At 37.7% G+C, this 16297-nt stretch carries 13 protein-coding genes; 4 read left to right on the forward strand and 9 right to left on the reverse strand.

Features of this window, described 5'->3' with window-relative positions; all coding sequences use genetic code 11:
* Positions 1–6: 6 nt before the first annotated feature.
* From IGI58_RS04385 to IGI58_RS04400, 4 genes are all read right to left on the reverse strand, one after another.
* Positions 7–324, reverse strand: a complete 318-nt coding sequence (locus IGI58_RS04385) for a PadR family transcriptional regulator (RefSeq protein WP_429954340.1) — start codon at positions 322–324, stop codon at positions 7–9.
* A gap of 210 nt (positions 325–534) precedes the next feature.
* Entirely contained in the window at positions 535–1092 is a 558-nt protein-coding gene (locus tag IGI58_RS04390) for a hypothetical protein (RefSeq protein WP_429954339.1), read from the reverse strand.
* 37 nt (positions 1093–1129) lie between these two features.
* Positions 1130–1819 carry a hypothetical protein gene (locus IGI58_RS04395; protein WP_429954338.1) on the reverse strand — a complete coding sequence of 230 codons (690 nt, stop codon included), beginning with the start codon at positions 1817–1819 and terminating at the stop codon, positions 1130–1132.
* A gap of 18 nt (positions 1820–1837) precedes the next feature.
* Entirely contained in the window at positions 1838–3823 is a 1986-nt protein-coding gene (locus IGI58_RS04400) for a glycosyltransferase (protein ID WP_429954337.1), read from the reverse strand.
* 287 nt (positions 3824–4110) lie between these two features.
* Between IGI58_RS04400 and IGI58_RS04405 the strand changes: the two genes are divergently transcribed.
* Genes IGI58_RS04405 through IGI58_RS04420 form a run of 4 tightly spaced genes read left to right on the forward strand, consistent with a single transcriptional unit; the run spans position 4111 to position 7525 of the window.
* A complete protein-coding gene (locus tag IGI58_RS04405) occupies positions 4111–5286 on the forward strand; it encodes a betaine/proline/choline family ABC transporter ATP-binding protein (RefSeq protein ID WP_429954336.1) in 1176 nt (391 codons plus the stop codon).
* Between the two features lie 3 nt (positions 5287–5289).
* Complete coding sequence (locus tag IGI58_RS04410; protein ID WP_225533558.1) at positions 5290–5928, forward strand: ABC transporter permease; 639 nt, start codon at positions 5290–5292, stop codon at positions 5926–5928.
* The gene (locus IGI58_RS04415; RefSeq protein ID WP_225533557.1) at positions 5925–6857 is read left to right on the forward strand and encodes an osmoprotectant ABC transporter substrate-binding protein; all 933 of its coding nucleotides are present in this window, start codon (positions 5925–5927) and stop codon (positions 6855–6857) included. The genes IGI58_RS04410 and IGI58_RS04415 overlap by 4 nt, the downstream gene beginning before the upstream one ends.
* Positions 6857–7525, forward strand: a complete 669-nt coding sequence (locus IGI58_RS04420) for an ABC transporter permease (protein ID WP_069664689.1) — start codon at positions 6857–6859, stop codon at positions 7523–7525. Before IGI58_RS04415 ends, IGI58_RS04420 begins: the two co-directional genes overlap by 1 nt.
* A 50-nt stretch (positions 7526–7575) precedes the next feature.
* On the opposite strand, the gene IGI58_RS04425 is transcribed toward IGI58_RS04420, so the two are convergent.
* From IGI58_RS04425 to IGI58_RS04445, 5 genes are all read right to left on the reverse strand, one after another.
* Complete coding sequence (locus IGI58_RS04425; RefSeq protein WP_429954335.1) at positions 7576–9399, reverse strand: APC family permease; 1824 nt, start codon at positions 9397–9399, stop codon at positions 7576–7578.
* A 394-nt stretch (positions 9400–9793) separates the two neighbouring features.
* A complete protein-coding gene (locus IGI58_RS04430) occupies positions 9794–11458 on the reverse strand; it encodes a MutS-related protein (RefSeq protein WP_429954334.1) in 1665 nt (554 codons plus the stop codon).
* A 131-nt stretch (positions 11459–11589) separates the two neighbouring features.
* Positions 11590–11928 carry a hypothetical protein gene (locus IGI58_RS04435; RefSeq protein ID WP_225533554.1) on the reverse strand — a complete coding sequence of 113 codons (339 nt, stop codon included), beginning with the start codon at positions 11926–11928 and terminating at the stop codon, positions 11590–11592.
* Between the two features lie 144 nt (positions 11929–12072).
* Entirely contained in the window at positions 12073–13236 is a 1164-nt protein-coding gene (locus IGI58_RS04440) for a cation diffusion facilitator family transporter (protein ID WP_429954333.1), read from the reverse strand.
* Between the two features lie 233 nt (positions 13237–13469).
* Positions 13470–16169: a YhgE/Pip family protein gene (locus IGI58_RS04445; RefSeq protein WP_429954332.1), complete on the reverse strand. Its 2700-nt coding sequence runs from the start codon at positions 16167–16169 to the stop codon at positions 13470–13472.
* Between the last annotated feature and the right edge of the window lie 128 nt (positions 16170–16297).

Genomic DNA, 16297 nt, shown 5'->3' on the forward strand with positions numbered 1-16297 from the left:
TACTCACTAATCTGCCCTCCTCAACTCGTTTACTTTATCAACAAACTCGTCCCAATCATGTTCCAAAAGTGCCAAATATTCTTGTCCCTTATCTGTTATCTGATAATACTTTCTAGAAGGTCCATCGGGTGATTCTTTGGCATAAATAATGCAGTAGGACTCTTTGACTAACCGACGCAACACCGGATAAAGTGCCCCTTCAGTAATTGGTATAAATTGATTTACTCGTTGTGTTAATTCATAGCCGTAACGATCTTCCTTTTGGATAAAATGAAGTACACACATCTCTAAAGCACCTTTTTTAAACTGGCTTGAAGCCCTCATCGCTCAATCCCCTTATCACAGTTTTGATTGACAAATTACTGACCGTTCCTAATACTTCCTATAATATACATAAACTACGAGTAAACAATCATGACCAATTTTTGCACCTATTCTTTCTAAACAAAATGTACATTGAAACCGCCACATACGTTTTAACACAGCGGTATCTGTTACCTATTTTATTCATGGGACAACCTATTGTTCAGCTTACTAATAGTTACCACGGTTGTAATTCTTTTTCTCTTGAATGATACCTTGACGCTCTGCCGGTGTCAAATTAGGATTGCTCAACTGATTGCCCCATTCTCTATTCTTTTGCCCACGTTCTTGTCCGCTTGCTGAGGCTCCGGAAACAGCATCCGTTGCCGCCCCTGCTTCTTCTTGGACTTGAGCCGTTTCTTCTTGCTGATAAGCTTCGACTGGCTGTTCGGCGACAGTCTGTTGTTCAGCGACTTTAGCAGCTTCTTGAGCCTCACTTTCTGCTTTCTTTTCTTCTTCTGCTTTTTTAGCTGCCGCTTTCTTCGTCTCTTCTTCTTTTTGTTTCTGCGCTTTTTTTGCTTCCTGCTCTTTCAATTTTGTCTTGATCGAATTCTCGACACGCGCAATTTTTTTAGAAACAACTTCAGCTAACCGTTCTCTTTTTAAAGCAAATCGTTCTCTAACAGCTTCATCTTTTGAAAAAGCAGCCTCTGCTGTCGTACTGCCGATTTGGGTCGTACCTACACCGATCATTAAAAGAGCTATGCAAAATAATATAAATTTTTTCATTCTAACTTCTCCTTAATCAACATATTCTTTAGTATAGTTATCCTTGGAATGCATCAAGTAATTCATTAAAGCTTTTTTCTTCATCTTTGACCTTCCAATATTTCTTTTCCTTTTTATCTTGCTCCAGCTCTATATGAATCGTTTTAGATTTCGGCGCTGCTTTTAATTCTTTGAATGTCTTTTTTAGCGCTTCAAATTGGATTTGATTAAGGTCTTCATCTTTTAGTCCATTCAATTCTTTCAATAATTTATTCAGCTGCTTTTCATCGGTAAGCTTATCGATGTCATCTAATGTCTTGATTTGATCATATCCTTTGTTTTGTAGCCAACTAACTAATTCTTCATCTGTTTTCTTATCAACAACTTGATCGAATGTACTTTGATCCAGCCCTGTTATAGTCACCTCAGCCTCAGATTTTTTGCCTGACTCTTCCTTCATCTTGACAGAGAAGCTCGTTTCATTCTCTAGTTTTTGTTGATAAATTTCTACTAGTTCTTCAGCTTGAGTTTCTGATAAATCAAATAGTTCGGAAAAATCCTGAACTAAGTCACTTTGAGTGGGTGCATCTAAATCATAAAAGTACTTCTCCGCCTTTTCTTTGTCCTTACCATATATGACATTGTTAATGAAAGTTGTCGTCACGTCTTTGGGATCAGCATTCTTAGTACAACTTGTGAAAACAACAACTATCAAAATTAACATAATAATTATTCTTTGTTTTTTCATACGCCTAATTAGCTCCTTTTATAACAGTAACTGTTGATTTTTTTGTGCGTCTTTTTTGTTTTTAAAGATATATTTGAATAGCGTGTAAAATTTTACTCGAATCGACTGAATGTCTCCTACATGCTCTGCATCTGAATAAATCAGTCCTAACCATAAATAATGATTTTTACGGGAAAGTTTTTGGATTTTGAATGTGATCTCCACTTTTCCGTCCAAGTTTAAGATACGCGAACGAACCATTTTTACTTCTTTTATTTTTTCAAAAGAAAGCAGCCCTTCTTCTTGATTTAATAATTGGCTCAAATAAGGATCATTTTGTTCAACAGTGATAATGACACTTCGTTCACCTAAATAATTGATTTGGACAGGAATGATCTGTTCATCTTTGATCATTTCTCCTTGATGATCCACTGGGATACTCATCGGCAGACGCGGACGTTCATACGCGACACTGACTGCAACTACTAAACTGACAATGTTGTATATCAGCCAGTAAAGATTGATCGATAAAATACTTTGCCATTGTAGATGTTGAAAATCTAAATGAAAAATATAGTAGAACAATGTGAACAGATTGATACACAATAATAAAATCTGCATCTTACAATTGCGCCAATCAAAGTATCCTTTAGACCCTTGAACTCCTTTGATCGTTACGTGAAATTTCTTATTTTTCTTTGGACTAAATAAGGTTTCCTTCCAAACAGCCCAGGATACTTGGGGTGCTGTGACTAATTCATAAATGTTGCTTATGAAAGAATTATATTTTTTTCTTGCGACTGTTTTATACATCAAACTTCCAGATAAAAAGGCAGGCAGCCAAAACACGATCAATTGTGTTAATGTAGTTTTCAAGCTTGCAATATCAAAAACTAAATATAAAAATGGTGACATCAAATAAATCAATTTATACATACCGGAATACCAATACATCACACCATCTAAATAGAACCATTTTTGAATGAACGATAAATTTTTGAGTTTCTGCAACGTATATTTTTTGATTACTTGAACATTGCCGCGTCCCCAACGGTCACGCTGTTTTACGTAATCACCCAACGTTTCAGGAGAAAGGCCTGAAGCCAACGCTTCATTGACAAAAACTCCTTGCCAGCCATTATTTTGCAACAACAATCCTGTAGCCATATCTTCTGTGATCACACCGGTCGTAAAACCACCAATCGACTCTAACGCCTCCCGCTGAAATAATGCATTACTGCCCACATAAAGGACCGCATTGAAGCGATCTTTCCCTTCTTCTAAGCTACGCATAAAGAAATCTTGTTCATTATTGATCTCACTATCTAAATACAAATTGTGCTGGAAGATATCTGAATTGAAAAATGTTTGCGGCGTTTGAATAAAGCCAACTTTTTTGTCTGAAAAATAGCCTAATGTTCGCTGTAAAAATTCTCTTTTCGGCACCATATCTGCATCTTGTGTCACGATGATCTGTCCGCTCGTTTGTGTTAAAGCATAATTTAAATTTCCTGCTTTGGCATGCTCATGTGTAGGACGGGCGATAAATCCAATATGATGTTTTTCAGCTAACTTTTTCACGATCGAGCGATTCCCATCATCACATAAATAAATATTCAATCGTTCCTTCGGATAATCGATCGACAAACAGCCTACAACTGTTCTTTCCAAAATTTCGATGTTTTCATTATATGTTGCTACTAGAATATCTACTGTCGGCAATTTTTCTAAAGCATCAAGTGTCTTTTCTTTACGCTTATATGGCGTCCAAAATAAAAAGACTAGCGTAAAAGCCTGAACAAATCCCATAAATTCTGCTAGATATAATAGACTTCCAGCTATCATTTCTGAAATGCTGCCGCTTGGAATGGTATAAATCAAGCGCCAAGATAAATAAATCATCTGAATGATGACAAATCCTGCTAATACAAATTTCCGATACTGTTCATTTTTTTTGGAAATGAAATAAAATAAATATAAATAGCTCAAACTAAATACCAAATAACCTAACCCAAATTTTTCCATTCTGTTCTCCTTATTCATTCTATTATTCATAAAATAATAGTCGCTAGACAACAATATACTAAGGTTTCTAACTATTGTCAATAGAATAATAGTCAGAACTTTTTTTACTATATCAACCTCTTTCAATTGTTTTTTTATCCATAACAGTTTTTACAAAAAAACATCTGATTTGTCCTAATCAATGTTTTGTAGCATACTAGTAATATAGGAACATTTGTTATCTCAATGCAAAACAGCAAAGATCGATTGAAAAAAAGACTAAGAAAAAAGAATTTGGGGTGGGAAAGTTGATCGAATTTCAACATGTTTCAAAAATCTACAAAGGTGGTAAAATCGCTGTAGATGACGTCAATCTGTCGTTTGATAAAGGAGAATTTATTTGCTTTATCGGTACCAGCGGCAGCGGAAAAACAACATCGATGCGGATGATCAATCGAATGACGGATCCAACAAAAGGCAAAATCTTGATTAACGGTGAAGACATTCAAACGATCAATCCGGTAGAGTTAAGAAGAAAGATTGGGTATGTTATTCAAAACATCGGATTAATGCCGCATATGACGATCCGGGAAAATATTGTACTTGTACCAAAATTGCTGAAAGTTGATTTGGAAGAACGCAACAAAATTGCAGAGAAAATGATCGATTTGGTTGAGTTGCCTAGAGAAATGCTTGATCGTTATCCTAACGAATTATCCGGCGGACAACAACAACGGATCGGTGTTGTTAGAGCGTTAGCAGCGAATCAGGACATTATATTGATGGATGAGCCTTTTGGTGCTTTGGATCCGATCACAAGAGATTCTTTGCAGGATTTAGTGAAAGACCTACAAGAACGTTTAGGGAAAACCATTGTTTTTGTTACACATGATATGGATGAAGCACTGAAATTAGCCAATCGAATCGCCATTATGAGCGAAGGTAAAGTCATTCAGTTTGATACACCAGATAATATTTTACGCCATCCTGTCAATGAATTTGTTGAAGAGTTGATCGGTGAAGACCGATTGATCCAAGCAAAACCGGATATTACGACTGTGGGTGAAGTAATGCTGAACAATGCCATTACGATCACTCCGGAAAAATCACTTTCTGAAGCAATCAAGCTAATGAGAGAAAAACGGGTGGATACGCTATTAGTAGTTGACGGTACTGGTATTCTGAAAGGCTTCATCGATGTCGAAACCTTAGACCGCCGTCGGAATAAAGCAACCAGTGTTAGTGACATCATGAATCCAAAAGTTTTCTTTGTAAAAAAATCTTCTTTATTGCGGGATACTTTACAGCGCATTTTAAAACGCGGATTGAAATATGTTCCTGTTGTTGATGACCAGCAAAAAGTCGTTGGTATCTTAACAAGAGCTTCTCTCGTAGATATCGTATACGACGTTATCTGGGGCGAAGAAGAACATACAGATGAAACTGAAACAACAGATGTCACACAGCCGCAAGCGGAGGTGTAAAAAATGAATCAGTTTCTTTTAGAACGAGGAAATGAGCTTGTTACAAAAATCGGTGAGCATATTTTCATCTCTGGAATGGCTCTTGGTTTAGGGATTTTGCTTGCGGTTCCGATTGGGATTTTACTAACACGCACCAAAAGAACGGCCGCTATTATCATTGGTTTGACTAGTGCCTTACAAACGGTCCCATCTTTGGCTCTATTGGCACTGATGATCCCCATTTTCGGTGTCGGAAAAATTCCAGCGATCATCGCATTATTTATCTATTCATTGTTGCCGATTTTGAGAAATACCTATATTGGAATCAAAGAAGTTAGCTCTGATTATAAGGATGCCGCTAAAGGAATGGGCATGACAAATACACAGTCGATCTTCATGGTAGAACTGCCGATCGCCATGCCAACGATCATGGCTGGGATTCGCCTAGCTGCTGTTTATGTTATCGCTTGGGCAACCCTTGCTTCTTATATTGGTGCAGGCGGTCTAGGAGACTTTATTTTCAGTGGTTTGAATAACTATCAGCCTGATTTGATTTTTGCTGGTACGATTCCAGTAACGATTTTAGCTTTAGCTGCTGATTTATTATTGGGCTTATTAGAGAAGAAAATCACTCCTAAAGCGTTAAGGGAGGCAGACGAATGAAACACAAATTAAAATTATTCCTTGTCGTATGCTGCAGTGCGTTATTACTTTCTGGCTGCTCATTACCAGGATTGGCTTCTAACTCTGATGAAAATACAATTTCCATCACTGGAGGAATCACATCTGAGGCACAAATTTTGGCTAGTTTAGTTGCAGGGATGATCGAACATTATACAGATGAAAAGACAACGATCATCAATAATCTAGCAACCACAACGATCAATCACCAAGCGATGATCAATGGAGATGCCCAAATTTCGGCTGCTCGGTATACTGGGACCGATTTAACGACTACGTTAAATTTAGAACCGATCAAAGAACCTGAAAAAGCCTTCAATGTGGTACAGGCAGAATTTGAGAAAAGATACCAACAAAAATGGTTTAAATCCTACGGTTTCGCTAATACTTACGCTTTCATGGTCACACAGGAAACTGCTAAAAAATATAATTTAAAAACAATCAGTGACCTCAAAAAAGTAGGCGATCAATTGACGGCTGGTGTGGATACTTCCTGGATCGACCGAAAAGGTGACGGCTATAAAGGCTTTACAGAAACATATGGCTTTGACTTTAAACGGGTCTTCCCTATGCAGATCGGTCTGGTTTATGATGCGGTCGCCGCTAATAAAATGGATGTTGTTTTAGGCTACTCGACAGATGGACGGATCGGCAGCTATGATCTAGTTATTTTAGAAGATGATCTGCATTTCTTCCCACCTTATGATGCCTCTGCAGTAGCAACAGATGAAGTCTTGAAGAAACATCCGGAGCTGGAAAATATTCTAAATAAATTATCCGGAAAAATCTCTACAGAAACCATGCAAAAACTCAATTTCCAAGCAGATAATGATTTGATGGAACCTGAGACTGTAGCGGAGAACTTCTTGAAGGAACATCACTTCTTTGAATCTGAAGGAGGTGGAAATTAATGCAAAACTTACAAGATATGAATTTACTACAGCAGTTTCTCTATTACTTTGAGCAAAATGGCAGCTATGTGTTAAGTCAGTTCGTAAGACATTTTTTGATTTCCATTTATGGTGTTTTATTTGCAGCAATCGTGGGGATTCCCATCGGGATTTTCATTGCCCGCAGAAGAAAAATGGCCGGCTGGGTCGTTAGTATCGCTAACTTGATCCAAACAGTCCCTTCCCTTGCGATGTTGTCTATCTTGATGCTCGGACTTGGTTTAGGTGTGAACACCGTTATTGTCACCGTATTCTTGTATTCTCTGTTGCCGATCATCAAAAATACGTATACTGGTATGATCCAAGTGGACAGAAATATTTTAGATGTTGGGAAAGGAATGGGCATGACAAAATGGCAGCGGCTTTACATGGTTGAATTGCCGCTTTCAGTCTCAGTGATCATGGCTGGGATCCGCAATGCATTAGTTGTTGCGATCGGGATCACTGCCATCGGTGCTTTTGTCGGGGCAGGCGGTCTAGGCGACATCATTATCCGCGGAACCAATGCAACAGATGGTACAGCGATCATTCTTGTCGGCGCCTTGCCAACAGCTTTGATGGCGATCATTACTGACTGGGTACTGGGCATGATCGAGCGACGTCTTGATCCTGCAAGTAAACATTCATAGGCAATAAAAAAGCAGCTCTTCTGATTTTTGAGAAGAGCTGCTTTTTTGTTTTATTTTTTCAGTCGGTAACTGTACGTTGAAACGATCAGATTGTCCCGCAAAGCCAGACGAAGCCGTAAACGCAGACTGGTTTGGTTATGAAGAATATTTTGCCAGCGTTTATTTGGCACAAATTGCGGAATCAAGACAGTCGTCGTATAGTTGCGTTTAGCTGAATTCTTACTAACTAAATCAACGTAGCGCAAAATAGGATTCGTGATCGAACGGTAGGACGAATGGACGATCGAAAAACGAATATCTGGAAAGGACTTCTTAAATTCAGCTTCGATTTCTTTTTCTTTGGCTGGGTCTTCATCGATAGACACGTGCATCGCTACAACATAGTCTCCGATTGAACGGGCATAATTGATTGCTCCAACGTTTGCCTTTGTCGCATTTCCAACTAGAATGATCACCGTATTTCCATAATATTTTTGCTCATCCACTGTTTCTTCCAGACGTAGCTGTTCTGCTACATTTTTATAATGCGTATGAATGCTGTAAAAAATGAAAATCAAGACTGGCATAATAATGAAAAATGGCCAGATGTCGTTCAAACGATAGACAAATAAAATCACAATAATCGCATAAGAAATAAAGGCCCCAACAATATTAGCAGCAGACTTAGACAACCATTTCTTTGTCTCCTTACGCCACTTAAGTACCATTCCAGTTTGAGATAAGGCAAACGGAATAAACACACCGATTGAATACAGTGGAATCAAACGTTCTGTCGATCCTTGAAAAATCAGCAGGAGTACAACAGAACCCGCTGCCAAAGTCAAAATCCCATTAGAATAGCCTAAACGGTCGCCACGATCCATATACATATGCGGCATAAATTTATCTTTGGCTAAATTGTAAGCTAAAACTGGAAATGCCGAAAAACCAGTATTTGCAGCTACAGCTAAAATCAAAGCCGTTGCAAACTGTAAAATATAATACAAAATATTTTGACCAAAAACAGCTTGTCCGATTTGAGCCAGTACGGTCATTTCCGTTTTAGGAACAATGCCGTACCAATAGTTGATAAACGTGATCCCAACGAAGAAGAAGCCCAAGATCGTTGCCATCAAAGCCAGCGTACCAGCTGCATTTTTTGCTCTAGGCTTTTTAAAAAAAGGAACCGCATTGCTAATAGCTTCCACACCTGTCAATGAAGATGACCCAGAAGAAAACGCACGTAAAATCAATGCGATCGTAATACCTGGTACAACTGTCCCAGGTATCGCTGTTGCGTGCAGCGGAACTGTACCAGTCATGATTTTGAATAAACCAGCCACGATCAGCAATGTAATGACCGCAATAAAACTATAGACTGGAAACATCAAAAATCCGGCCGATTCTCGTAACCCTCGTAAATTCATCAGCATGATCAATAACACGATCCCGATCGAAATGATCACCTGATGTCCATACAATGCTGGTACGGCTGAAATGATCGCTTCTGCACCTGCAGATACAGAAACTGCTACGGTCAGCATATAATCCACTAATAAAGAACCACCAGCAATCAAGCCAGCATTTTTCCCTAAATTCTCACTGCTGACAACATAGGCTCCACCGCCATGGGGATAAGCATGAATGATTTGCCGATAAGATAGTGTCAATGAAATAAGTAAAATAATAACAAATGCAGCAATCGGTAACGAATACCAAATAGCGGCTGCCGATAAAGTAACTAGTACGACAACGATTTGTTCCGTACCATAAGCAATCGAAGATAATGCATCTGATGATAATAATGCTAAAGCTGCAAACCGACTTAATTTATGCTCATCATTCTCAGTAGATTTTAGCGGTTTTCCGATAAATAATCGCTTCAAGTAATCCATATTGTCTCCTCCTTTGCTTTCAATAAAAAGCCAAATAGTTTTTCTGAATCCTTTCAGAAAAGAGATATTTTTCTACAAACAATCACATATGCTACGCTCTTAAAACCTAATTGTCAATTATTATTTAGTAAAATTAATGATAGAAATAAGTAGTTTTCATTTATCTTTCTTTTATCCATTCTAACAAGAGTTGACTGGACAAAAAAATATTCCGCTTATGCACATTTCTGTGGCAAAATAAATAAGAAGATCGAAATAAAAATTGATTAAGTTCGAGCAATTTGATTTTTAGCGACCTTCTATTAAGAATAAAAAAAGAACGGAACAAAACCAAAAATCAGTTTTGTTTCGCTCTCTGAACGCGAACAGACATAAAAAATGAGTGCTCTTCTTTTCAACTTTCAAGTATTTTCCATGCGTGATGTTGGTCAAAATAGTTTGCTTCTTTTTTTGCAGTAGCTATTACAGTTTCGGGGTAATTCAGCACTTCTAATAATCGAATCGCATTTCTAGTACGTGCAGGTCCCTCTTTCAATAGATAATCAAACGTTACTCCATTTTTCCCAGTTACTTGTTCTTCAAAATGAACGTTGGCACAGGATTCTCTCAAAACTTCGGTCAGCTCAATATCATGAGTGGCAATGAAGGCTAGAGAAGGATAATCTTTCAACCAGTGCACCATACTTGATGATGCTGCGATACGCTCAATGGTATTCGTTCCTTTAAGTATTTCATCGATAAAACAAAAACAGGGTACATTCGTTTCAACCAGATCCAGTACACGCTTGACAGATTTGATCTCCGCTACAAAGTAGCTGTCTCCTTCAAAAATATCATCTTCTACTGCCATCGAGGTTAAAACATGTCCAAAGGGTAAACGAAAGGTCTTTGCTAATGCCGTATGAATCGTTAAAGATAAGATACAACTGATTGCTACACTTTTGACATACGTTGACTTCCCTGAAGCATTAGAGCCTGTCACAAGCGTATTTTTAGTCCATTCAACTTGATTCGGTACAGGTGTTTTCAAAAAAGGATGATAGACCTCTGTTCCACTTACACAAACGTCTTCACTAAAAACAGGTTGACTGGTATCAGGCATTAGTATTCGAAAATTCAATACAGCTGCTGCAACCTCTAATTCTCCTAATAAACGCCATAATTCTTTTGCCTGTTCTTCATGATCTGCTAATTTCTCCAAGACAAAGTTATAAGAAATGAACGGCAGCATAAAAATCATCGATAAATAGTCGAACAGCAACTCTGCTTCGCTATTTGACTTCATTCGAAAAGCAACTCCAAACTTTGTCATCGAGGCTAATGGCGTGAGCGTTCTTTTTATATCCTCTTGAAATGGGGTTTCAATCTTTGCTATCTTCTTGGCACAAGCAATCGTTTGAACCAAGTAACCCATACAAGCTAATTCCCGCTCCAATGTTTCCTTTTTTATTTGATAGTAAATGACATTGAAAAGAATTGAACCCAAAAGAATGACAATCGACAAGGTACTAGGCAATAAAATGAGCATTACCAATCCAACGAGTGGTAATAATCCTAAAAACAGATAAATTTTAGTATAAGGCAACTCTTGCTCTCTTGTTTCACTCAAATAACTTTCAACATGATTATTATCTTTTTTTCCAAGACAAGCAAATAAATACTGTATCTTTTCTCTAATTACAGGATTCTTTTTATAATAAGAAATCAAGACTTCTAAACGATCATGGCGATTTTTTGAAAAATCGAAATTTCTCAAACGCTGATACAAGGCTTCTGAACCAATACTAGAGTATGTTGCATTGATTTGTTCAAAAATAGTATAGCCATCCAAATCATACCAAGTAATATCATCGATCTCGCTATCAAATGTCTGATATTTCTTCGATTGCTGCCAAGCTTTCTTTAAGCTTTCTTCCTTATCGAAAAAACGGCTAGTAAAAAAAGTTCCCCACTTATTTTTTACCAATTTCTTTAGTTTTATTCGATTGATGAGCTCGATCAATCCAATCAATAAAATGACCAGCACGATAAACCCTACCACTATCAACTGCATTTCCATTTCCATGCCTCCTTCTTTCACTCATAGTATAAAGTGTTCCCTTCTTGTAAACAAGATGAATCACATACAGAATAAAAAAGAATAACCTGCAAGGAGCCTTCATAAGCACTCATTACAGATTATTTTTTTAGCTATATTTGGTAATATTCCTGATTCATACTTTCGTACTCATCTAAATGCCATTCCTGGTCAGCTGTTTCAACAACTGGTATTTCCTTTGACCGAAAAGCAGCAACTTTTTTAGGCGTATCAGCGTCTTCTGCCAGCATATGCGAAATCGTTTCATCCTGCATGCGAATCACATGCTTCAAGCGAACCTTTTCCAGTTTCAGCTCAGTGATCTCTTCCTGCTGTATCTCTTGCTTCTCAAATAGATTCTGCAGTACTTGCTTGTCTTTCACAATAACTAACGCTAGAACGGTGAGCATAACAATCAGAAAATACACGACAATCAACAAATTCATCTCCATTTTTAATTCCTCCTAACAATCCGTTCTTATGGTAACACGTTAGGGAGGCTTACTTTTCTCATTTTTTTAGTAGAAAAAGGCTATTATACATATTTTTTTGAGAAAATGATATATTAATATGATTTATATTTACAAAAATGATATTTAAAGTAAATATATATGGTCAAAGGTTACTTCTACAGGATAATCTCCAATATTACGATATACTTGCTCTTGGATTCTAATTTGCAATTCCTGATCTGTTGCTTTAAAATCGCTGGGAACAACTAGGTCAAATAAAATACGTGGTCTATCTCCATGATCGATCAAACGAATATCATGAGCCCTCAAATCACTATTGATGGACTTGATGATTTTTTTTATTTCCAGATGAACAAACTGTTGTCTTTGATCATGTAAATTCACAGGATCAATATGGCAAACCAGCTCAACACCTAACTGCTTCTTGAACTTTTGTTCGATTTCATCGATTTTTTCATGAGCCTGGGGTAAATCCCAACGATCATCGATTTCAATATGCACAGAAGCAAATGTCTTATTTGGCCCGTACTGATGGATCAACAAATCATGGTACCCTACGATATCTGTTACAGAAGACAAATATTCTTTCATTTGGTCGATCGCCTCTTGATTTGGTCTTAATCCCATCAACTCATTGATAAACTCTCGAATCAATTGCAAACCACTGAAAATAATATAACAAGCGATCAACAAACCTACGAAGCCATCGATTTTTAGTCCTGTGATTCCTTCCACTGATGCAGATACTAGTACAGCGATCGTTGTGAAAACATCATTCAAACTATCTTTCGCTGTCGCAACCAATGCATTCGAATCGATTTTTTTGGCGACTCTCTGATAAAAAACTCCCTGCCACACTTTAATAAGGATCGATAGCAGGAGAACTGCTAAAATCACTGGAGTGACTTTGATACTCTGGGGATCTCTGATTCGGTCGATCGACGTCATGAAAAATTGAAACCCAACAAAAGTGATCAGCAGTGAAACTAGCATACCACTGATATATTCAAAGCGCTCATGTCCATAGGGGTGTTCTTTATCTGCTGGTTTTCCTGAAATATAAAAACCAACGAGTGTCAGTACAGAGGAAACTGTATCAGATAAGTTGTTCATAGCGTCTGCCATGATCGATACGCTACCTGAAACTAAGCCGATCAATAATTTGCTCACAAAAAGCAGTAGATTCGATAATAGGCCCATGATGCCGGCAAAAATACCAAAAGCAGTTCTGATATCCGATTTTTTCTGTTGTTTCTTTTCAAAGCGTTCAATCAAAAAATTTATCATCACGATTCCTACCTTTTTTTTAGCGTATCTTGACACTATAAAATGATTTCTTCTATTTGTATAGTAAAATGCGGTTTTTTTTAGTGAGTTTTTATTGTTTAGAACGTCCCAAGTTGATTGCTTGGGCAACATGCCTTTTTTATTAGGCAACCCTTGAAAATACAATGCTCAACTCAATAGAAAAAGATCAAGAAAACTGCCCTAGAAGTTTACTTGATCTTTTTTCTGATTTTTTAATGGAAAATATGACTCTTATGGGAAATACTAGCCAATTTCTTGGTTTTTTCTTCTATATATGGATATAAAATGACTCCTGCTAAACAGAACACGATCGTGATACACACTAAAATAATGATCGCTTTCCAAGCATTTGGCCAATAGATTCCACCGGCGGACTCTCTCAATAGATTGACCGCATGCGTAAATGGTAATAACGGATTGATAAATTGGAAGAACTTCCCGGAAACTTGGATCGGATAATTCCCGCCGCCGCCGGATATAGAGAGCACAAGAATAATGATCGCGATCCCTTTCCCTACATTCCCAAACAGGGCGACTAATGCGTAAACCATCACCATGAATGTAAAAGCGATCAGTAATGCAAATAGCACACTGTAAAATGGCTGTCTCACATCCACACCAAGTAAGAAGTAATTTCCTAACGTTACGATCAACGCTTGCGCTAAGCCCATCACGATAAATGTCAGCATTCTTGCAGAAAATTGTTCTCGCTTAGAGTATTTACCACGATCTTTTTCATCTAAATAAAAATCTGTTGTAGCTATACTTGAGAACAGTACCGCTCCAACCCATAGACATAGCGCTGTATAAAATGGGGTACTGGCAGAACCATTATTGGCAATTGGATAAATTTGTTTTTCAGAGATTTCTACTGGTTTTGTGAAAAAGTCACTTTCGGCGTTTGCATCCAGTTTAAGCAGCTTGATCACTTCTCCAAGATCAACATCCTTTTCACCTTCTCTGATCGCTTCAGCAGCTTTATGAAGGCCTTTTTTGATGCTTGGCCAGTCATTTTTAACTAAATCATTCGCTTTATTCAAAGCAGCTTCTAAATCCGGCATTTTATCATTCACTGTTTTCAGTGTTCCAGTAATATCATCTCTGATTCCTGGATAATCATTTTGGATAAACGCCGCTGCCAATCCTAGCTTATCTTCAATGACCGGTAACTCATTATTATAAAGATCTGCACCTTTATTGATTCCATTGACGATCGTATCCATATGCCCGTTCAATAAAACATTCGCATCATGAACTTCCTGCTTGATAGCAGGTAATTCTGCCTGATATTTTTCTAAAATCCCTATAGCATTAGTGACCGTTGCTTCTGTTGAACGCAGTAATGCTGCAAAATCAACTTGTTTTGCTTGAGATAAAAGTCCTTGTGCTGTATGGATCGTATCAATCAATTTCGTTAAAATATCGTTGACGCTAGCACTCACGCCATCAACATCGATACTGCCAGCCAAACTACTAATATTATCTGCAGTTGCTCTAATTTCATTTAAAACGGCTTCTAATTCCTCAGCGGAAATAGCATCTGCATCAATACTATCAACACGAGCTTTTAGCCCTCCGATCAATGTACTTACACTCGTCAAATTATCGATGATCGGTTGTAGATCTTGGTTTCCAGCTGCCTGTTGAATATTCGTCAACATCACGATCAATTGATCGATCGCGGCTTGTTGTTTTCCTAAGCTATCCGAAAACTGAGCAAGTAGCTGTTTCAAGGCTGCACGTTCTTCCGGCGTCAATTCATTATCTGATAACAATTGTTCGATTTGTCCAGCGATCGCTGAAACATTTGAGCTGATCGTTTGGACAGAATCTAACGTTACCTTGATGCTGCTGGTGATGCTTGGTAACGCTTCTTGCAATTTTGAAGCACCCTCACTTGTAGTACTAGCCAGCTGATCTGCCTGATCACCTAATTTTTGAATATCTGGTAATGCCTGTTGCACACCTTGAATGATGATCAATCCTTGTTTCGCTTCTTCGATCCCTTCATTCATCGTTTGTTCTACAGAAGCAAAATCTTCATCGATCATTGCTAACTGCTTCCCTGCATTTTGGATTTCCGGGATTTTTTCTTGTAAAGTCAAGATCACTTTCGCCTGCTCTTTGATTGTTGGCATCTTAGCATTCAAATCAACTAGCTTCGCGCCTAAGGCATCCACTTCCGGTAAATATTCGACAAATTCATTGGCTTTTGCCAATTTTGTTTTTAGTTCAGGCATCTTTCCGTGTAAAGCAACAACTTCTTGTGTATATTTATCGATTTCTGCGATATTCGCATCTGTCGAAAGGATCATGTCTTTTACTTTCGTAATACTTACTAAATTTGAATCTAAATCATAACCGATTTCGTTGAAAACACGAACCAAAGTTTTACTGGCAGTTTCAGTGAACTGATCTGTGATTTGTGCTTGCAGCGAGGTGGCTCCCTTTTCTGCGATCTTCGGCGCGATCGCATTGATCTTTTCATTGATGGAATACTCTATTTTCGGCTTCGTGATTTCTCCAGTGGTAAAACTCAGTAAATCTTCTGAGAAGTCCTTAGGCAAATAAATACCTGCGTAATATTTCCCAGATTTTACTCCTTTATCCAGTTCCTTTTTTGAATCGACGAATTTCCAACCCAGCTGCTTGTTTTCATGAAGATTCTTTAGCACTTCCTCACCAATATTGACTTTTTTATCTTTAAAGGAGGCTGGTTGGTCATCACTATAGACAGCAATCGGTAATTCTCCAGTATTTGCATATGGATCCCATAAAGCTTTAATATTAAACCATGCATAAAGGGATGGAATAATCATCAGTGCAATAATCAATAATGTTGCGATCGGATTTTTAAAAATGCGCTGCCAATCTAATTTAAATAACTTCAATGTATTTTTTATATGTTTCATCCTGCTCACCCATTCTTTTTAATGACTGATATACTTTAGCATAAATTTTTTGCCCATAACAAATGAAAATTGCTGATTTTGTCTATTTCTACGACAAGTAGTTAAAATTGTCGTAGAGTTTTTTTCGT

This window comes from Enterococcus sp. AZ020 (genome assembly GCF_050499205.1).
Lineage (GTDB): Bacteria > Bacillota > Bacilli > Lactobacillales > Enterococcaceae > Enterococcus_L > Enterococcus_L dunnyi.